Below are 19,455 nucleotides of genomic sequence, written 5' to 3' on the forward strand. Positions count from 1 at the left end.
ACGCCGGCATCGACTTCAAGATCAGGCGTCCGAAGGGCTGGCGAGGCCGCAAACGTACGGACTGGCTGCAACCCGATCAGGCCTTCCGCCTGTTCGCCGCCGCGGCCGATATCGACGCTGAGCTCGGCATCTTCCTGGTCTTCCTCTGTTACACCGGCTGCCGGCTCAACGAAGGCCTGCGGCTGACTTGCGACCGGCTGATCCTGGGCGAGGCATTCGCCTATATCGAGCAGACCAAGAACGACGATCCGCGCGGCGTGCATCTGCCGCCCTACCTGGTCGCGCAGCTCGCCAACCATCCGCGCGGGCTCGATCGGGGAAAGCAGAAGGTGTTCCGGTTCCGCAAATGCGGCCGGCTCTATACGCTCATGGCGAAGGCAAAGGAAGCCGCCGGACCAGACCTGGCTTTCGTCTCCTTCCACATTCTCTGCCACACATGGGCGACGTGATGCGGGGCTATGCCGGGCTTGATACGCGCGGCCTGGTTGGAACCGGGCGCTGGAAGGACGAAAAGTCGGCCGCCCGCTACGAGCATGTGGTGGTGTCGGAAGAGGCTCGGAAGGCTGATTTGCTGCCCGTGCCGTCGCCGCTCAAAAAAGCAGCATCCGGGGAAAACCCGGGGAGTGCGCCGCTCAAAGTGGCGAAGTGATTGATTTCCTTAGATAGGGGGCGACGACGGCTTGTGGCGCGACCAAGCCATACAGCGCTGACAGCACATACCATCGCACTCGATTGCCTTCCGCCAAACCGCGAGCGCCAGTAAATAGAGGGGATGTGTACAGATCACGAGCCGCTGCTTCGTGCGAAAGTTTCGATTTCACGCAGAGATCAGAACTACTGCGCCAGTGAAATCGACATCCGGTTTGCATGTGGGCTGGTTGGCGGAGCTGCTGTCGGGCTTGACGGGGCATGGTGCAGGCTCCGGGAATATTTTCCTATTGTGCGCACATATGTACGTAGGACGCAAGAGGCGTTTGTTTTGCGGGGGAAATCAAGGCTTAGTGGCGGAAAGATGCTCCGCCTCGGGCCGATTTGAGGCCCAAAATAAAAAAACGCTACCAGTCCGACCGGGGGTCATCGAGGCGCATTGCCTCGCCACCGCCGTCCTGCCGCCCTTGCGGCTCTTCGGGCTCGGGCGGGCGGCTACGGGCGGCGCGGATTCGGCATTGCGCCTCGAGGCCTCGCCAGCCGCGTTGGCGCGGTCAGCGGGCTCTGGGGCGCCGGGAACCGCTCGGACGGGTCTGGCGGGTTCGGCAGGAGGCTTGGCGGTGGCAACCGCGCCTTCTAGCATTTGCTCCAGTTGCCTGAGCTCCTCACGGGCAGCTGCCTCGCCGGCTGCCTTGGCAGCGGCAAGGCGGTCGCGCTCTCGCTGCGCGATGGCAGCACGCGCCAACTGCGCGTCGGTCTGTCCGATCGCTTTTCTTGTGGCGGCCAAGGTCGAGGGCTTCCCGGAATTCCGCATAATTCAGGCGCCACCGGGACACGGTTCGCACCGTGCATTTCAGCTCGGCGGCGATCTCGGCCAGCGTGGCACCTTGTTCGGCAAGGGCGGCGGCCGCTTCGGAGCGGTATGTCGGTGGTCGGCCGCCTTTTTTAGGGGCCGTCAAAAATCTATAGACATAACGGTCCGTTTTCGGCGCTTGTGTTGGCGTGTCCGCTGGCGCTGGCTGCGTGGTCGTCATGTATTTGATATAACGATCTCCTTTAGGCGTCATCATCATCCTTGCCTTCATGCAGCAACCGCTCGAGCTTTTCGACCCACAATCGTAGCCTCCTCGTGGTTCGGGCGTCGTGGCTTCGCCACCGGCGCCTTTGTCTCCGCCGCCTTGGCTTCCATTACTTCCACGAGACGTTCGAGCTCGGTCGGCATAGTCAGGCGGCGGTGGGGAGGCGTTGGGGGTATCCCGAACAGGGGTCAGGGGTTAATCCAACTCGCTCGCTTACTAGAAAAGATAATATATCTAAAACATCCATAATATATTCTCTCCTCTACGGGGTAGTAAGTTATAAGACCCCTGACCACCACTGACCGGTCCTTGCGGCATAAGGGTTTGAGCCGAATTTGGACCCCAGGCATAACGCTGACCACCCCCGACCTGGTCACGCGTCATCACGGTTCAGACGTAAGTGGCGGAACATCGCCACAGACGGTTTCTCGCTCGGGTCGGGGTTTTCTCACACCCCCGACCAGGGGTCGCGGCGTTTCCTGATCAGGGTTTGACGGCGTTTCGACCACATCCAAACCACGCGCGAACGCGCCTTCTCTTCCTTCGTGGCGTAGGCAGTGTCGAGCAGCTTGATGCCCGAGAAACACTGCTCGCGGTCATCGCCTCTGCGCGTGCGTGCCCTGCCAATTTGACCGGGGAACGCCGCGAACAGGTTGCGTGCGAACACAGAAAGGTCGACGACCTTGTAACCCCTCTCCTGCCGCCACTGCTGGTAGCGCTTGTAGAGACGCAGCTTCTCGACGCGGTAACCCGCGCGCATCTCACACAACTCCTCGACGAACGTGTGTTCCGCCGACGACATGTCGACGATCTTTTCGACCCCTTCACGTGCCGCCGTCGACTGCGTGAAGCGCCCTTCCTTTTCGAGATCGGCCAAGCCGTCGAGGGCGGCGTTCAAGATGCCTGGCAGCTCCGCACTCAACTTATCCTTGAGCCCACGATCCTCGCGACCAGCGAACGTTTCCGTGAACATCAGCAGAATGAAGCGCGAAGCGACCGCCATCGAGGCGTCGCCCATAAATGGGACTTCGTTCGACAGCCACATGATGCGCGCGGTCATGCGCCCGCGCCAGGCCATCTTGTTCTTGCGGTGCACGGGCACTGCATCTTCGCCGCTGATCGACAGCAGCCGCTCGACCACTATCTGCGTGTTCTTGCCCGCCGTGCGCGTGTCCGCGATGATCGCCACCGACTTGCCTATCAGATGCTCCATCCCAAACTTGTCGCCGAGATCGGCCTGCGTCAACGGCTCGGCGCTCGCGCCGAGAAGCTGGGCAGCCAACCACGCGATAGTGCCCTTACCGCCGCGCTTGGCGCCGATCAGGCCGAAGACGCTCTGCAGGTCGGTGCGCCCGGAAACCAGGTAGCCGAGCATCTGCCGCAAGGTCCGCGGCGTTTCGTCGTCGAGCGGCCATAGCGACCGCTCGAAGTCCCCGAACTGCGGGCACATGGCCGACGGGTCATAAACGATAGGCGTGTGCACCACGTTGAAGTAGAGCGGCGAGTGCGGCATCAGCTCGCGTGCCCGGATGTCGAGTAGGCCGTTGGCGCAGGCAACCAGCGTGCCGGTCTTGCGCCCGTCCGTCCAATAAGGCATTTCCACCTCATCCTTGACGAGCAAGACCGCCTGCAGCGCGTGCTTGAGGCTGGCGATCTTGTGGCGGTCGGGCATCCACGGCGCCGGCGGCTTCAAAGGGACAGCGTGCACCGCGTTGTTCGTGAACGCGTACAGGTCCTTTTCGAGGGCCGCTTCGCTGAGCTCGGCCCAGTTCGACGCCTTCCATGCCCACCACGAGCCGCGCCACTGAAGCAGGGTCAGCTGCGCGGCGTCGCCTTTGTAGGTGCAGTGCGCATCCACATATTGCTGCGCGACCTTGAACGGCTCGTAGGGCGGGTATAGCACAACTTGGGCAGCTTCCTCCCCGTCCCCCTCATGCTCGTGGTCCGCCGTCCACGCCCGGAACCGTGCCACGCCCGCCCTTAGCGATTTCTTCTCGTTGCCGAGACCCAGGGCCTTCACCGCCTGCTTCTCGCGCTGCGAATGCTCAACCGGTTCGAGGTCTGACAGGGCCAGGATGCGATTGAATACCTCGGCGCGGTCTCCCGCCGCGTTCATCGCCGCCTTAGCGGTCTCATTGTCGTGCCGCAGGTGGTAGACCTTCTCGCCGTGCGCAAAGCTAACGACCACGGGCCTGACACCGTCGTTCAGGAACATCATGCCGACTGGACGCCCGCCGTCATAGCCTGGTTCGACGGGGTCGAAGCAGACCCGCCCGTCGTATTTCATGTCTTCGTCGTCCAACAGCGAGGCAACGGAGACCACCTCGCCGTCGTCGAGCGCGATGGCATCCGAACCGAGCAGCACGCCCGCCTCAAAGCGCTTCGCCGCGCTCCGCTCGGCCGCGTCCTTCGGCACGCCCTTAGCCACCAGATCAGCCGTGTGCTCGCGTACACGCCTCGAGACAAGCTTCTTCCTATCAGGGGCGAGCAGCTGCCGAGCCTTCTCTATGTTCGCGGCGGCGATCTCGCGTTCCTCGTCGCTGATCGTCACCGACGCGGCGGTCATATAAGGCCCGTCAACGTCGAATTCGGCGTCTGCGTCGCTCGCCCTCTTCAGCACTTGCCCCAGATCGGCGCGAGGATAATCCGGCTGCGTCGGACGTCCCATCGCTTGATCGGCGAGGCTCCGGTCCAGGATCGCCCCGCCGTCCGATAGGAAGGCATATCGGAACAGTCCGCGAGCCCAGCACCGAAGATGCATAACGTTGAGGATGCGCGGAACTTCACGGGCGTTGTCGACCGGGATGCAAACGCGCCAGCCGCCAGGGCCTTTCACCAGCTCGCCGGTCACCGCGTCGACGATCATGCTGGACGCGCTCGCGCAGATCATGAGCGGGCAGCCGTTCGCTTCAGGGAGAACCTCGCCGATCGCCTGCTCGACCTCTTCAAACGTCATGAAACGGAACGGCTCCGCGTCGGGGTAGACGGCGGCGAGTTCTTTGCGGTCCTTGCGGTCGATGTCGATCGTCAGGAGGCCCGGCCCTTCACGGAAGGCTAGATACTCCTTCGTGGCGGCCACAACCGACCCACCGTCGGGACCGAAACGCTCGCGCGCCTCCGTCACCAAGCCCTTCGGGACCATAACGACGTCAGTCAGGCCGGGCGCGAACGTCCCGGTGAAGAACATCGTGCGGGCGTCGGCAGACCGGCGGTGAGCGAACGCCTCAGTGGCCGAAGCGTGCTCCTCGTTGAACACCTCGGCCTTCTTGCTGCGCTCGTCTAACAGCGCCGTTTTCGCGATTGAGCCATCAGGCGCGCGCTCGATCCGCTTGCCGACCGGGTTATCATATCTGCAGCCGCTGACGCGGATGAGCTTATTCGTCATGATATACTCTCTCTGTGATCTGTAGGCCGGGCCACTTCAGGCTCTGCGCCCAGGCCTCGCCGATTTCGCTATCGCTGAAGCGCCCCGATGCATGTTTGCAGATGCCACTACAGACGCTGACCGGACCGATCTTGATCGGCACCAGATCGTAGCCCAGCTCGGCAAGGCGCGGACCGTGCGTTTGGAAGAACCCGCTGCTCATGACACACCCCGGAGCTGGCCATACGCCGGGTCGGGCACGCCCTTGGAGCCGAAGCCGGGGGCCGGGAACGGCCAACCGGCGCGTCCTCGAAGATACAGGGGCTTTCGCCCCTGCAGGTGGTCGCGCCATTTCTGAATCGACCCTTTGCCGTGTAGCGCCCTCAGGCGCTCAGCTTCGGCGCCAAGCTCGGCGATGCGCTCCTCGTCGGGCGTGATGACGAGCGTTCTTGTCCAGCCTGGGTTCCGCCACGACGGGTAGTCGTCGACCACGACGTTGAGCAGATACCTCTGCCTAAGCTCGGCGACGGCCCGCTCGTCGACATGGTAGGGGTGCGATACGATAGCAGCCGGGCGCCTGCCGACACGATAATAGAACACGTGGTCGAGCAAAGGGTGTTGGTCGGCCCACGCGTACTCGCCTCTCCGGGTGTGGTTCGACCGCCGCTCCAGCTGGCCGAGACAGAAACTGCCGTGCGAGCGGTACCAACCGCGTGGATAGCCGTAATCGTCGGCAAGCAGCTGCACAGCCCGCTGCCGGCGCTTTATATCGGCGAATGCTGCGATTGCGGCGTCGCGCTCGCTCGCGGATAGCGGCGGCGTCAGCCTGGCTTCGCAGCATTCAGACCATTGATGACCTTTGCAGCTTCATGAAGGTGTTCGGCCCGATCGACCAATCGGCAGGTATGTTGCCGACCGACGACCGACGGCAAACGCTCGCCCAAGTCATTGCTGACGGCTACATCAGCGACATTGCTGCGCTCGTGGACTACCAGCTCGAGCGACGACAGCGAGGGCGTTCTGCGGGCGCTGGGCGGCAAGCTGACAACTCGCGCCGTGCTGCGACCGAAGCCGGGTGCGCTTTGGGTCACCGAATTGCCGTCCATGCTCGCCCTGCTGAAGTATGACATGTGGAGCAAGTTCGGGGAAAGCCGCGCGGCACCCCCTACACGGCGCAAATGCGCGAATTGTGGGGCAACCATGCACGTCGGCGGTGGGTTAAAGCGTGGAAAGATGATCACCGCCCGCTTCTGCAGCGACAGCTGCCGCGTCGCCTCCCATCTACGCCGGAAACGCTACGAGGCCCGCGCCGTCGCCTCCTGATGACGGCCGTGCTTCGCCTGGCGCGCCCCATTTTACCGTGCGTTTGGGTTTAGAAGAGACCGAAACCGCTGTGGAGCAGCCAAGGAGAGGACCGCGATCACGAAAACTGTCCAGTTGTCGTCGCGCATTACAGCACGCTAGCCCTGATCGACGTGACGTTGTCCGCCGCAGCCGGTTTCGCCGAGCTGCAGAATTCGGCCCAGTCCTTCATCAGCCGGCGCCGCTTTTCCATTAGATCGCCGCGCCTGTACGCGGCTTCGGTCTGGTCGCTGACGATATGTGCCAACGCCATCTCGAGCATTTCGTTCGGGTACGCGGTCTGCTCTGCAGCCCAGTCTCGGAACGAGCTGCGGAAGCCGTGAACCACGGGCTGGCGCCCCGGCGTGTCAGATGGCAGGTCGAAGCCTTTTAGCAGTTCCGCCATTGCGGCGGTGCTCAGTCCCTTGCCGGGATTGCCGCCAGTGAACAGGTGCGGGTTGTTCTTCTCGCGTGGCGTCGTTTGCAATATCTCAATCGCCCGGTCGCAGAGCGGAACGCGATGCTCGCGATTGTCGTCATTGAGCTTCGTTCCTTGGCGTGAGCCGGGAACGGTCCAGAGCTTTGCCTCAAAGTCGATCTCCTCCAGCGTCGCGCCAGTGATGGCCTGAGTGCGAGCGGCGGTCAGGATCGTGAACTCCAAAGCCCTGGCCGATATGCTGCTCATGCCGCGAAGCTTCTCCATGAAGCCGGGAAGCGCGGTGTAGGGCAACGCGGGCCGGCGCCTGACCTTCTTCACCTTTGACGGCTTCGGCAGCAGCTTGTCTAGGTGGCCCTTCCACCGCGCGGGATTGTCGCTGTGCTTCGGGCGGAAGCCCTTCACGCGCGCCCAATCGAGAATGCTTTCGATCCTACCCCGGAGACGGCTGGCGGTCTCGTTTTTCGTGGCCCAGATAGGGTCAAGTATCTGGCTTATGTGGCCGTCCTCAACTTTCGCAACATGCAGAGCGCCGACGACAGGCCACGCGTAGGTTTCGAGTGTGCTCTTCCACTGGTCGCCGTGCTTGGCATTCTTCCAGCCGGCGGCATGGGCCTTGATGTAGCGCTCCGACGCTTCCTTGAAGGTCAGGACGGTTGCGGACGCTGCCAGCTTCTCCAGCCGTTCGGCCTTGCGTTTTTCAATTGGGTCGTCTGCATCGAGGAGCTTGAGGCGCTGCTCTGCGGCGCGCTCGCGCGCCAGCTTGAGTGACACCGTGTGGACCGAACCCAGGCCCATCTTGCGCGGCTTGCCGGCAAGCATATAGCGGAAAATCCACGACTTCGAGCCGCCCTTGGCAATCTGGAGGTAAAGTCCGCCACCGTCGGCGTGTAGGCCGGGCTTGGTCTTGGCGTTGACGGCAGCGACGGACAGGCGGTTGATTTGCATTCGAGTTTTCCCTGCGAACAAATTTACGTACAACTTGTTGCGGGACTTTGCAAAAACCCCTTGAACGTTATCGGAACTCAAATCCTTGCAATGCAAGGGTTCAAGCGGGCGAGCGGGACGTTATCGGAACTCCTTGGATTAGGCGGAGGCGGACACTCCCTCCGCCAATGGCAGGTGTCGAACGCGCGCAACGTTCTCGCGCGGCAATCCCCTACTCTTTTATAAGCGGGAAATAGCCACCGGCGCGGCCGGAACAATCGGGATCGACGCCGGTTAACTACTATTGAAGGGACCGCAACCGCATAGGACGCGGGAAAATGCTTGAAATTAATCGCCTCGAAGCGGCCAAGGCCAGACAGGGAGTAAAACGAGCCGAGAACTCCCTGAAGCGCGCGAATGAGTTGCTGGACGAGGACGGCGGCGTCGCCGTTAATCTCGCGTTGTGCGGCCGAATAAGGGCCGAGCAAAGGCGCGTGATCGATGCCAGAGAGCGACTGACGAAGATCGATCCGAACGGCACCGACAACGTGGCTGAGCCGGCCGCTGGGCCGCCCCCGCTCTGCTGGTCTTAGTCTAGACTAGAGCTTCCCTTTGAACCGATCTCCTTCCATGGGGCTGGGCAGCTACATCACAGGCGAACGAATCCTATAAGCGGCAGATGATCGGAGGCGACCCGCGAAAGCGGCGTGTCATGGGCTTCGACGGTTGAGATCATTCCGTGTCGATTTGCCATGATCCGGTCGAGCGACAGCAGCGGAAGACGCGATGGAAAGGTGGGGACCGCCGGCGGCGCGGGACCGAAAGTCGTGTGCAGCGCATTCAGCGCGGAACGGTTTCCAAGTCGCCATTCGTTCAAATCGCCGAGCAGCAGTGTTGGTTTTTCGTCCGGTCTGTTCATGATTTCGAGCACGACACGGGCCTGTTCGGAGCGCGATCGGCGCAGCAAGCCGAGATGGGCTGCGATAATGCGCAGAGTTCGTTTCTCGTCCAGATCGATTTCGGCAACCAGGGCTCCGCGCGGCTCCAGCCCCGGGAGCTTTATCTGATGGACATTGCGAACGATGCCCCGTTTGAAAAGCAGAACGTTGCCGTGCCAGCCGTGCCCTTTGCCGTTTCCGGACACCGGCACCGGCACCAGGCCCGTTTCCAATTCGAGACGCAGCAGATCCAGAAGGCCGGCACGATCTCCAAAGCGATTGTCCGCTTCCTGCAACGCAATGACATCCGGGCCGATTTCCCGGATGACGCGACCGATTCGTTCGGGATCGAACTTTCTGTCGACGCCCACGCATTTGTGAACGTTGTAAGATGCGACCAGGGTCCCCGCGGGGCGTGTCCCTTCGGACGGCGCAGCCTTCGCCTTCTGCTTTTTTCTGTCGCGAATGGATTTGAGCACACTTGCAGGAAAGCTATGTCCAGTTCTTTGCATGAATCTGCTGCTCGTCTTCACTACCTTCAAGACTTAGCTTTGTCTCACTCAAATAGGATCTGCAATCGCTGCTTCCCTGCCCTGACGAGATGCGGCGCTCAAAAGGAGCGATGGCTGCGTCACCCGAATTCCGCCCGGCAGAACGAGAAAGCCTCTAAAGGTAGGGCGATCCCAGCCACAACACTCGGTCGAACAGGCGGACGATGAATGGCCGGGCTCTCAAGGTTTCGATCGTTACAGACGCGGCGGAGGCAATTGCCGATCCGATCCGCGCTTCAATCTCCGCGGCAAAGCCTGCATCAAGAACCTCTATATCAATCTCAAAATTCAGCCGCAGGGACCGGGCATCAAGATTGGAGGATCCTATATAAGCCCAAACTCCATCGACCGTCAGCAGCTTCGAATGATCGAACGAGCCCTCCGTGCGCCATACGCGGCAATAGTGTTTCAGGACCTGATCGAATTGCGCCGTCATCGCCCGGTCGACAAGGAAGAGATTGTTCACCGCCGGTACCACGATGTCGATCTCGACGCCTCGCCGGGCCGCGGTCGTCAGCGCGCTGATCAGTTCCCGATCCGGCAGGAAATAGGGCGACATAATGCGGATCGATTTGCGGGCGATGGAAAATGCCCCGATCAGCAAGTTGTGGTTCGTTTCGATGCTGGCATCCGGGCCGGATGCAACCGCCCGCGCCAGCATCGGTTGACCGGGAGCCGCGGGAAGCGTCGCCACTCGCCAGGTGTCGCCTTTCAGAACCTCGCCGCTCACGAAGCGCCAATCTTCGGCGGCAACCGAAAAAAGGTCGGCTACGACCGGCCCGGTGACCTGAAAATGCGTGTCCCTCGCGCTGGAGGAGCCGGCGAACTCGGCTGAGAATCCCTTTCGGATGTTCATCCCGCCGGTGAACGCAATCGTGCCATCGGCGACCAGGATCTTGCGGTGCGTTCTGAGGTTGGCGTAGGGAAGACGCAGGCCCATGACAATGTTGCCGTTGAAGAGGGCTGCTGTGATTCCTGCTTGTCGCAGACGCCCAAGAATGCTGGGGATGGAGTAACGCGCCCCGACGGCATCAATCAGCACGCGAACGCTGACACCCCGCTGGACGGCTCCGGCGAGAGAGTCCACGAAAAGCCGCCCGACATCATCATTGTCGAAGATGTAGGTCTCGAGAAGGATAGTGCGTTGAGCGCCGTCAATCGCTCGGCACATTGCGGCATAGGCCTCGTCACCTGTCTCCAATATCGCAATCGCGTTTCCCGAGGTCAGGGCACGTCGGGCCACTCTGTCGCCCAATGTCTTCAGGCCGGTGAAGCGTTGGCCGTACCGCTCGGCAATCAATTCCTCGGCGGCAATGTTGCGCTCATGTTTTGCGGAAGCCGCCCCGCTGGAAACGGGCCGCATGGCGCTGATCGTTGCACGACGGATGCGGTTTATGCCGGCAACGGCGTAGATGATCGCGCCAAGGAATGGCGACAGCAACATCACGCCGACCCAACCTGTGGCGGCGCGGACGTCTTCCTTGGTCATTATGGCGTGGACGATGCCGATGGCCGCCATCACCAGCGGAATGATCGCGAGGATCTGGGGCCAATGAGTCATTAAGGTCTGCAACATCGCCAGGACTATCCAGCGAGCGGTTGCAGAACGCAATGCAGCTCATTCCCGGCGTTGATTCGCGCTTCTTGACCAAGTTTTGGCCGCAGTCACCCAATTCGTCGTACAGAGCACCGCAAGCCTCCAGACCACGGTAACAAACTGGACAGAGCCGCTGCCTGGTTCGATGGAACGGCCCCCGTCGCTGGAGACCAGGAGCCACAAGCGGGCACTACAGGCCTAACTTCTCCACGGAGTGCATCAATGCGTTTAGAGGCTTCCGCCTTGCTGAGGCCGTCAGCATAGGCGTCAGGGTCGTCGGCCTGTTCGGCCAAAGTTTTCAAATAGGAGGCTTGTGCGGGTGTCATGGGATCATCTCCGCTGATCCAATCTTCCGGGTCCTTTTCGACATTTGCCGGTGCCTCGATTTTTGGGTTGTGCCGGTCACCCATGATCAATCTCCCTTGATGATCACCACAATGAGAATGATCATGATTTGTTCCGCCAGATTGGTATGCGTGTCGCGTCTGGACGCCCCGTGGGCAGCGATCAGGGCCAGTGGAGCCGTACCTGGCTCATAAAAGACCCCCAACTCGGGAGTCGGCTTCTTCGAATTATTTGGCCTTCAGCCATGTGTTCGACAGTCCGCTCCTGTAGCGGCTGTCGGCGCGCTTCGAGATAATTCCATTGAGCCCAATCTTCTCGACGGTGCGGAAGAGTGCCAGCGCACTGCCCTCGAAGTGCTCACCGTATTGGATCTTGCCGTTGCCAGGCTCGAGCAGTTGCCATAGCGCCTGCTTGCGCTGCAGCAGCGGCAAGGAGCCTAGATCGCGGCCGTCGAGATGGAGGATATCGAAAGTGACGAACACCAGCCGGCTCGGCTCGTTCCAGATCGCGGCTTCCAGCGCAGGGCAATCGGAAGCGCCCTGCTCGCCGGGAACAATGACCTCGCCGTCGAGAATGGCCGTCCGGCATGGCAGATCGACGGCTAGTGCAATGGGCCAGTATTTCGTAGTCCAGTCACGGCCGTTCTTGCTGTAAAGACGCACGCCGCCATTATCGATGATGATCTGGGTTCGATAGCCGTCGAGATTGGCCTCGTGGACCCAGCCCTCATCTTCAGGCGGCCGCTCGACCCGAGCCGGGATCTGCGGCGGAAGAAACTCCAGTCGGCCGCCATTGACCTTGGCACGCTTACTCAATGACGCAACCTTTGACCGCGCAGCGGCGGCTAATCGGCACAGGCAGCGCGACATCCCCCAACGTGATGCCTGCCACCTGTGCCGAGCCCCCGCCAAGCCCCCGCCCAGCCATTGCAAGCATCTGCGCACGAGGCCGATCTGTCGTTAGCTTTGCATCCTAATACTTATCCTGGCGTACATATCTTGCTCGGCGCGGCGCTCTTGCACCGTTCCCGACCGGCTTATTGCTGTCCGCCGCCAGCCTACGCAGCCCTTGGTTAGTGAGATATCCGGGCGAGAGCGGTTCGTCATTTCACGGAACCGCAGAACCGCTCTATCTCTTTATTTTTTGACTGCAATCCGGACGGAAAACCGTTCGCACTTTTCCTGGAATTGCTCTGATTGCTGACTACCTTGGTCAGTCCATCAAAAGCACCACAGCGGGATGCAGCTTCTTCAGATTAGGCAATGATTTCGACTGCCAGGGTATGTCGGGCGTTCCACGCACGACGAGTCGAACATCGGGATGCTTGCGTACCTCGATGGTAAATTTCGCCAGCAGGTTGATGCCGGAAGAGTTGAGGAAGTGAAGGTCCTTCAGATTGAGCGTAATTGAAGCGGGATTCGAGGCAAGAACACTGGCCGCCAACGCCGTGATAGGCGCACCGGCGTCGGAACTGGCAAGCCGCATTGCACCGTCGAAGAAAATTTCGCTTCCTTCAGTCCACACGCGGTAGTCGTCTGTCTTGATTTCCATAGCCTGGCTTCGTTTCATTTAGTTGTGAATTTGCGAGATCGGAATAGAGGCATATGTCTCCACGCAAATCCGATCGCATTCGTCGGCGGCGCTGAATATCCAAGCCAGGCGTGCGCCGTAGTCGCTCATCAACGTCAGCAATCCGAGTCCGGAGCCTGTCACCTCGGGGTTCGCGGCATTCAGCTCAATTCGCTGTATCAGCAGGTCCACTGGGTCGCCAGCCGTGATGTCCGCCAGGAGGTTTTGGAACCCAGGCGCAATTTTACCATCGACGTCATTCGACACCTTGAGCTTGAAGCACTCCGAATCCATCGACGCCTCGATCAGGATCTCGCCCGGTGCACGAAACTTGACGGCATTTTCGATGAGCTCATTGACCAGATATCCGATGCTGTGCCGCACTTCCATGTAATCATTGCGGGACGACCGGAAGCGCAACGCGAAAACATCGGCGATGAAGTCCGAGGTCGTGGCACAATGACGCCAACTCAAATCGAGAGGTCCGTCGAACAGCCGCACGCGACTGACGCTCTCCTTCATCCCGATCGCAATATCAGGGGTACCGAACAGCGTTGTCATTGCTATGTGTGCCTTATGATCACGAGGGTGATGTCATCGTGGATCTTCTGGATCCCGATATGGGCCATCAGATCGTCGATGATCCCAGTCTTGATGTCCTCGGCGCTGCTGCCGTGACGTCTTTGTACGCTCTGGCTGAGGCGCTCGAACCCGAACAACTTTCTTTCGTGGTTTTCCGCCTCGGTCACACCGTCGGTGTGCAGCACGATCACGTCGCCGCTTCCGAACAGGATGTCACGCGTGGCAATGAACTTCGAGATGTCATTCTCCAGGCCAACCGGCAGACCCAGATCAATCGTATCGATACGTTCGACTTCCCCATCCGCACGCACGACAAGAACGTCCTCATGCTGGCCGGATAGCGTTACCCGCTCATCTTCGAAGTCAAGAAAGGCCAGCGAGAGATGCTTGTCGGTGTTCGTCCGCTCGATGTTCTTGTAGATCGCTCTGTTCAGCCGATCCAGAAACTGGTGCGGATTCGCTTCGTCGGTCTCCTGCAGCGCGCGTGCAACGGATTGGACCATCAGCATCAGCACGCCGCTCTCAAGACCATGACCGGTCACGTCGCCGATGCCGATCTTAACCCGTGACCCGTTCTGCAGGACGTCGTAATAGTCGCCGCCGACCTCATCGGCCGGCCGCATGTAGGCTGCGATCTCCAGCCCCGGAATCGCTTCGAGTTCGAATTGTTTCGGCAGGACCATCATCTGGATCTGCCTGGCAACCGCGAGTTCGGCACCAAGGCGGACGTTCTCGTCTCGCAGCTTTTCGTTGAGTGCCGAAATCTCCTGGTTGGCGTCCCCGAGCTCCCTGGTTCGTTCGTCGACGAGCTGCTCGAGGTTTTCCGTGTGAAAGCTGATCTGCTCAGCCATCCGGTTGAAAGCGACCCCCACCGCTCCAACCTCGTCGCGCGTCGGAATGCTTACCCGGACTGAATAGTCTTTCGCCTGCAACCGTTTGGCGGCCCCGGCAAGCGCACTGAGGCCGGCAGTGATCCGCTTTGAAATTCCGAAGACAGCCGCAAAGACGATCAGAAGCGAAACGATAACTGCGATGATCTGGGTGATCAGGATCCGGTTGGTTGCGCTGGAAATGCTCTGCTGCGCTGCAAGGAGGGAAGCATAAATTTCCCGTTCGGGGACGACGAAGCCAAGCATCAGAGTTTCGGCCGTGATGGACCCCGTACTATTCCAGAGATTGACTGGGTTTAGTCGGCGAAGTGCGACGATGTACGGTTGGGCTTTGCCGTTTTCCTCAATCGAAATATGCTTAATGACTGTCTTGTCGTCGGCGGGAAGTTCGAGCGCTGCGACGGTCGCGTGCGTACTCTTTTTGAGCGAGCGATCGAGGCCGGTAACGCCTTGACCTGCCGCACCACTTGCGATCTTGAGCCCGAGCATTTTCTCGCCTTCAGGCTTGATCGCGAGCACATTGCCGTTCGACATGGTGAGAAAACCGAAGCCCGTATCGGCGACCTTCACGCTTTCGACGATGTCAGCGAGTTGATCGAGCGTAACGTCGGCAGCGACCATGCCGGCGACATTACTGCGGTCTTTCGTCCAAAGTGGGTGGAAGAAGCTCACTATGAGCTTGCCGGTAATCGCGTCGATATAAGGAGCAGTCGCAGTGATGTCGTTGCCCTTTACGGGGCGCGAATCGGGCTCCCTGATCCAGCCTTCCCAGCCTTCATAGACGCCAGGAAAGAAGAAATCCCAAAAATTCGCTTTGTCGTGGCCTGGATAAAGCTTGTCGAAGGTCTGCGCCTGATCGGAATAAGGAATCGTGCGCATGATCGGCCCTGCCTTCGGCCCTACGTAGTAGACCTGCAGCTTCTTGGCGCCAGTTGACATCTGGCTTGTGCCAAAAATATCGAAGATCGCACTCTCCTGAATGTCGCGGAGAATTTCGGGCTTTGGTTGGTGATCAGCGGAGAGGAGATATCCCCAGACACTCATGACCGAAGGTGACCCTTGCCGGGTCTGTACCCAGTTTCCCGTGGCGTCATATGCAAGCGGCGCATTAAAATATGGGTTCTTCGCCAACGCCTTGCCGATCGCATCTTTTGCTTCCGGATGATCTATTAGTCTCTGCATGGAGGCTGCAAGTGCGGTCACCTCGGAGTGCATGCGGCCGAACAGGAGATCGGCGCGCAGCGCCGTCGTCGCGATATAGTTCTGGAGATATTCCTGGCTTGCCTTGGTGAGGCCGCTCTCGATCTGGTGCGTCGCGTCCCGGGAAAGCCGGTTCACATTCCACAGTGCGACGCCGCCGCCGACGAGGAGGTCGAACAGCACCGCCCCACCCACAACGATCAAGAATTTAGCGCGGAAGCTGTTAAGCCGGAGGACAGGCCAGGGTCTGGGCGGTGTTGCATCCAAATCGGTCATAGCGGCTTGCGTCCCGATGCAACCCAGATCGGCCAGCCGGCATAGCCCTTGGAGTGGAGCGCAGCGAAGATGTGGTCCTGGAAGCCCTGTCGGAACCGCCTGATAAACGCCGGTGTGTCACCTCGCTTGGTAGCCATCTCGCCTGCATAAACATTCTCCCATGCCGCTATGACGTCCGCGAAGTCCTGTGGATCGCCGTCGTGGTTGGTGACCATGAAGGACTCGACCCGAATGTCTTCGAGCCCCGCTTCGGTCAGGTAGCGTTTGCTCTTCGGGCCGAGCTCAATATCCATCTGGAAGTGCGCCCACAGCTTGGCGACCTCGTTATAGGTCCACTGGATGCTGTCGGCGCGTGGTTCGCCCAGGCAGTGCGAATTTTTTTCATTGGTGATGTAGACACGTCCGCCCGGCTTGCAGATGCGAAACAGTTCCCTGAGGATCAGTTCGGGCTTGTTGAACACCTGCAGCGAATGGCGGCACGTGACGAGGTCGAACTGATTTTCCTCGAGCAGCATTTCTGATGCATCACCATAAGTGTACTCGATGCCCTTGATGTCGAACTCCGCAGCCACGTTTCGCGCATAGGCGAGGCTCGACCTGGAGTGGTCGAGGGCGACGATCCGCGATGGCTGGAACTCCTTCTGCACGAGCACGGCGAAATCACCTATACCGCAGCATATGTCGGCCATCACGATCCCGGGCCTCATGCCGTGTCGGGGCAAGATTGCGCGCTCGTGGCGCCAGGTCATCTTTGTTTGTGTGCGCAGGATCGGCACGAACCCGCCTTCCTCGAGGAAGCCCTGCCCCGGATAAAATTCGGTGTCATACTCCTCGACGATGATGTTCGGTTCGATTCCGCTCAGGCGACCGAATTTTCGCGAGGTCCATCCGACAACGCTTGACGTGATGACGACGAATTTGAGATCGGGTCGAGCCCGACAAGCGTCAATGATAATCCTCGAAAAGCTGTGAAACGCAGCATTGTTCATCTGCGTCAGGCGCCTGACATTGACGTAGAGAACGCCGCGCACACGGCCGATCGCATCGCGAAGCAATGCTATGCTGGGTCCAAGTTCATCGATTGCCTGAGGTCGGACCACCCCCGATATGGAGAACTCCTGATTGTTGGCGTCGTATTGCGCCTTGAAACGAGGGAGAAGGTCGTAAGGGTTCAATTTTGCAAGCCCTCGAGCGGGAGATCCACGACAAGCTTGATCGCATCACCGTCGGCTTCCTCGACCCTGAGAGTCGCGTTGTAGTCGATGGCCAGTTCCAAAAGAACCACCTCCCGGCTCGGGGCGAGATCCCCGGATACCGAATTGAGATATCGCTCCCGGACCTCGGATCCTGCGACCAGCGACACGGCTTGTTCGTAGAATTGACGCTCCTCTGGCACGCACGGGAATGTCAACTCGATCCTGTCCGTCGCGCCATGGCGAGACACCCTGCATGCCAATTCGCCGTCGGCATGGCGCGTACGAAAGGCGACTTCCAGCAATTCGTTAAAGGCGGAAGAAAAGAGATTTGAATGCCGGACCGAGTCTGACCTGTTTTGGCTGATCATCCGGGCCATGTACGTCGAGACATAGTCGCAATGTTTCCACGCGGAGACAAAAGCTTTGATTTCCATGTCGATCTGAATCATCGGCTCAAAAGTCGGCTCAGCCAGGTCATGATGAACAGTTCCCATCGGCATCCTCACTTCTTCCATCAGTGTTGAGCCCTCGCGGGGTGATGGCCTCCGCGACGAAAAGTTTTTTACGCGCCCGTGATGAGTCAGTCTCGTACCAACTCGAAGAATTGCGCGGTATCTGCTTCGATCGTTCTACAAATCTCCACTTCATCGTTAACAAAGGGTGCAAGGCGCTAGAGCGCCCGATTTGATTCCTCCATCGCCCGTACCACCCTCAGCGGGGACCGCCTGATGAAATCGTTGATCGCCTCGGCTCCAAGCGGCTTTCCCAGGAAGTTGCCTTGCAGGCAATCGCAATTCTCCTTGATCAGCCACCGTGCCTGTGCCGACGTCTCGACCCCCTCGGCAGTGACATTTATCCCCAGGCCGTGCGCCAGAGTCATGATCGATCGCACGATCGTTTGGCTTTTGAGATCGGTTTCCAGGTCCGCAATAAAGTACCGATCTATCTTCAAAGTATCGAAGGGAAAGTTTTTAAGGTAGCTTAACGATGAGTAGTATGTTCCAAAATCGTCGAGCGAAATTCGTATTCCCAAAACGTTCAGAGTGTTCAACGTGTCGATATTGTCGATCGTCTTTTCAAGCAGGACCGTCTCGGTTATCTCAAGTTCAAGTCTGTCGGCTTCGATTCCAACTGCGTCGATGATCTGAGCGACTGTATCCGTCAGTGAACCGCTAAGGAACTGAGCCGGCGACAGGTTCACTGCGACTGTCAGCGAGGAAGGCCACGTCAATGCCTGGCGACAGGCTTCCTCGAGCACCCATCGTCCAATCTCGTCCATCAGACCGTCGGCTTCGGCGATCGGTATGAACACGTTGGGTGGAATGGTTCCGACCTCGGGGTGCCGCCACCGCAGCAGCGCTTCGAAACCCATCACCGACGAGGGAGGCCGGATGAGCGGCTGATATTCCAGATAAAGCTCGCCCCGCTCCAGCGCGGTTCGAAGGCTGCGCCTCAGATTCTCGCGTTGCTCGAGCAAGAGCAGCATCGAGCGGTTGAATGTTCGAGCGCAGCCACGTCCATCTGTCTTGGCCGCATAAAGGGCAATGTCAGCGGCTTTCATCAACTGTTCGCCATCGGTCCCGTGCTCCGGCCCGAAAGCAATTCCGATACTCGAGCCGACGAAGACGGGAATCCCGTTAATGACGAACGGTTTCTTGAACGCGTCGACCAGCGATCCGGCGAGGCGCTCAGCCTCTGCCGGCTGCTCCTTTCCCAATTGGATGACAGCGAACTCATCGCCGGCATACCGGTATGCGGATTCGCCGTCCTGCAGCGCGTCGCGAATACGACCCGCCGCGAGTTGAAGAAGAGTGTCGCCTGCTCCATGGCCGAGCGTGTCGTTGACCGCTTTGAAATCGTCGAGGTCGATTTGCAGAAGGGCGGCTTTCGGCTTTGATACGCCGAGGGCCGCCATTGCCTGCTGCAGTCGCTCGCCGAATCGCCGCCGATTCTGCAGTCCGGTCAGCACGTCGTGCGTCGCCTGATGGAGCAGAATTACATGCTCTTGCTCCTCCACTACGCTCCGGCCATCGCGCCCGCGTGATTCAATGATTCCCACACCATTTGCGGTCGCGAAAACGAAAGCGGACCGCGGCGCTTCGCCCGATGATCGCGGCAAATCGATGCTTGCCGGTGAGCCGCCGCGGAACACACGAAGAAATTCGTCGCGATACCTGGCATCGAGGAAGCTCGGGTAGATCTCCCAAACGGCGGCACCCGGCACCACCGCGCCTCCGTATACGCCTTTGAGCTTGGTTGCGTAGTGCGTCAGACAGAAGTCGCGATCATAGAACGACAACAGTTCGGTCGTGTTCGCCAAAAGGTCAGCGAGCAGCGCTTCGCCGGGACGTGGTGCATCGCTTGAGGAAGGCCCCTCACTTTCAGTGCCGACGCCTGATGCCTCCGGCTGCAATAGCCACCTCCATAGGCGATGAGAATCCACGTCCCCCACCCCGAATTAGCATAACTGTCAAGCTTGGCAAACATACAACTCGCAGTCTCAACAAGCGTCTCAT

Annotated in this window: 19 protein-coding genes and 1 pseudogene; 3 read left to right on the forward strand and 17 right to left on the reverse strand. The window is 59.8% G+C overall.

The window, feature by feature from the left end; all coding sequences use genetic code 11:
• Positions 1 to 110 precede the first annotated feature (110 nt).
• Both NMG80_RS27725 and NMG80_RS27730 read left to right on the forward strand, forming a co-directional pair.
• Positions 111 to 449, forward strand: coding sequence for a site-specific integrase (locus NMG80_RS27725; protein WP_254021150.1), 339 nt, complete (start codon positions 111 to 113; stop codon positions 447 to 449).
• A complete protein-coding gene (locus tag NMG80_RS27730; protein ID WP_436798696.1) occupies positions 449 to 649 on the forward strand; it encodes a hypothetical protein in 201 nt (66 codons plus the stop codon). The genes NMG80_RS27725 and NMG80_RS27730 overlap by 1 nt, the downstream gene beginning before the upstream one ends.
• Here NMG80_RS27730 and NMG80_RS37465 read toward each other — a convergent pair.
• From NMG80_RS37465 to NMG80_RS27755, 7 genes are all read right to left on the reverse strand, one after another.
• Positions 633 to 911, reverse strand: a complete 279-nt coding sequence (locus NMG80_RS37465) for a DUF6884 domain-containing protein (RefSeq protein WP_367186017.1) — start codon at positions 909 to 911, stop codon at positions 633 to 635. The two genes, NMG80_RS27730 and NMG80_RS37465, sit on opposite strands and share 17 nt — an antisense overlap.
• Positions 912 to 1,313: 402 nt before the next feature.
• Positions 1,314 to 1,733: a helix-turn-helix domain-containing protein gene (locus tag NMG80_RS37470; RefSeq protein WP_367186018.1), complete on the reverse strand. Its 420-nt coding sequence runs from the start codon at positions 1,731 to 1,733 to the stop codon at positions 1,314 to 1,316.
• A gap of 442 nt (positions 1,734 to 2,175) precedes the next feature.
• Positions 2,176 to 5,112, reverse strand: coding sequence for a DNA primase family protein (locus tag NMG80_RS27735; RefSeq protein WP_254021053.1), 2,937 nt, complete (start codon positions 5,110 to 5,112; stop codon positions 2,176 to 2,178).
• Positions 5,102 to 5,314: a hypothetical protein gene (locus tag NMG80_RS27740; protein WP_254021054.1), complete on the reverse strand. Its 213-nt coding sequence runs from the start codon at positions 5,312 to 5,314 to the stop codon at positions 5,102 to 5,104. The genes NMG80_RS27735 and NMG80_RS27740 overlap by 11 nt, the downstream gene beginning before the upstream one ends.
• Complete coding sequence (locus NMG80_RS27745; protein WP_254021055.1) at positions 5,311 to 5,703, reverse strand: hypothetical protein; 393 nt, start codon at positions 5,701 to 5,703, stop codon at positions 5,311 to 5,313. The genes NMG80_RS27740 and NMG80_RS27745 overlap by 4 nt, the downstream gene beginning before the upstream one ends.
• A 209-nt stretch (positions 5,704 to 5,912) precedes the next feature.
• The gene (locus NMG80_RS27750; protein ID WP_254021056.1) at positions 5,913 to 6,197 is read right to left on the reverse strand and encodes a hypothetical protein; all 285 of its coding nucleotides are present in this window, start codon (positions 6,195 to 6,197) and stop codon (positions 5,913 to 5,915) included.
• Positions 6,198 to 6,541: 344 nt separating this feature from the next.
• Positions 6,542 to 7,816, reverse strand: coding sequence for a tyrosine-type recombinase/integrase (locus tag NMG80_RS27755; protein ID WP_254021057.1), 1,275 nt, complete (start codon positions 7,814 to 7,816; stop codon positions 6,542 to 6,544).
• 317 nt (positions 7,817 to 8,133) lie between these two features.
• On the opposite strand from NMG80_RS27755, the gene NMG80_RS27760 reads away from it, so the two are divergent.
• Positions 8,134 to 8,388: a hypothetical protein gene (locus tag NMG80_RS27760; protein WP_254021058.1), complete on the forward strand. Its 255-nt coding sequence runs from the start codon at positions 8,134 to 8,136 to the stop codon at positions 8,386 to 8,388.
• A 56-nt stretch (positions 8,389 to 8,444) separates the two neighbouring features.
• On the opposite strand, the gene NMG80_RS27765 is transcribed toward NMG80_RS27760, so the two are convergent.
• The 10 genes and pseudogenes from NMG80_RS27765 to NMG80_RS27810 form a co-directional block, all read right to left on the reverse strand.
• Complete coding sequence (locus NMG80_RS27765; protein ID WP_254021151.1) at positions 8,445 to 9,245, reverse strand: endonuclease/exonuclease/phosphatase family protein; 801 nt, start codon at positions 9,243 to 9,245, stop codon at positions 8,445 to 8,447.
• A 154-nt stretch (positions 9,246 to 9,399) separates the two neighbouring features.
• Positions 9,400 to 10,860, reverse strand: a complete 1,461-nt coding sequence (locus tag NMG80_RS27770) for a phospholipase D-like domain-containing protein (RefSeq protein ID WP_254021152.1) — start codon at positions 10,858 to 10,860, stop codon at positions 9,400 to 9,402.
• A 224-nt stretch (positions 10,861 to 11,084) separates the two neighbouring features.
• A pseudogene (locus NMG80_RS27775) lies at positions 11,085 to 11,291 on the reverse strand (DUF3072 domain-containing protein); the annotation flags it as partial.
• 162 nt (positions 11,292 to 11,453) lie between these two features.
• Positions 11,454 to 12,041 carry an ATP-dependent DNA ligase gene (locus NMG80_RS27780; RefSeq protein ID WP_254021059.1) on the reverse strand — a complete coding sequence of 196 codons (588 nt, stop codon included), beginning with the start codon at positions 12,039 to 12,041 and terminating at the stop codon, positions 11,454 to 11,456.
• A 397-nt stretch (positions 12,042 to 12,438) separates the two neighbouring features.
• A complete protein-coding gene (locus NMG80_RS27785) occupies positions 12,439 to 12,777 on the reverse strand; it encodes a slr1659 superfamily regulator (protein WP_254021060.1) in 339 nt (112 codons plus the stop codon).
• An 18-nt stretch (positions 12,778 to 12,795) separates the two neighbouring features.
• Positions 12,796 to 13,356: a slr1658 superfamily regulator gene (locus NMG80_RS27790; protein ID WP_254021061.1), complete on the reverse strand. Its 561-nt coding sequence runs from the start codon at positions 13,354 to 13,356 to the stop codon at positions 12,796 to 12,798.
• Between the two features lie 2 nt (positions 13,357 to 13,358).
• A complete protein-coding gene (locus tag NMG80_RS27795; protein WP_254021062.1) occupies positions 13,359 to 15,743 on the reverse strand; it encodes a SpoIIE family protein phosphatase in 2,385 nt (794 codons plus the stop codon).
• A complete protein-coding gene (locus tag NMG80_RS27800) occupies positions 15,740 to 16,918 on the reverse strand; it encodes a class I SAM-dependent methyltransferase (protein WP_254021063.1) in 1,179 nt (392 codons plus the stop codon). The genes NMG80_RS27795 and NMG80_RS27800 overlap by 4 nt, the downstream gene beginning before the upstream one ends.
• Positions 16,915 to 17,433 (reverse strand): ubiquinone biosynthesis methyltransferase UbiE, encoded by a 519-nt coding sequence (locus NMG80_RS27805; RefSeq protein WP_436798703.1) that lies wholly within the window; start codon positions 17,431 to 17,433, stop codon positions 16,915 to 16,917. The genes NMG80_RS27800 and NMG80_RS27805 overlap by 4 nt, the downstream gene beginning before the upstream one ends.
• 176 nt (positions 17,434 to 17,609) lie before the next feature.
• Positions 17,610 to 19,352, reverse strand: a complete 1,743-nt coding sequence (locus NMG80_RS27810; protein ID WP_436798697.1) for a putative bifunctional diguanylate cyclase/phosphodiesterase — start codon at positions 19,350 to 19,352, stop codon at positions 17,610 to 17,612.
• Positions 19,353 to 19,455 lie beyond the last annotated feature (103 nt).

The organism is Mesorhizobium escarrei, from assembly GCF_935825525.1.
Lineage (GTDB): Bacteria > Pseudomonadota > Alphaproteobacteria > Rhizobiales > Rhizobiaceae > Mesorhizobium > Mesorhizobium escarrei.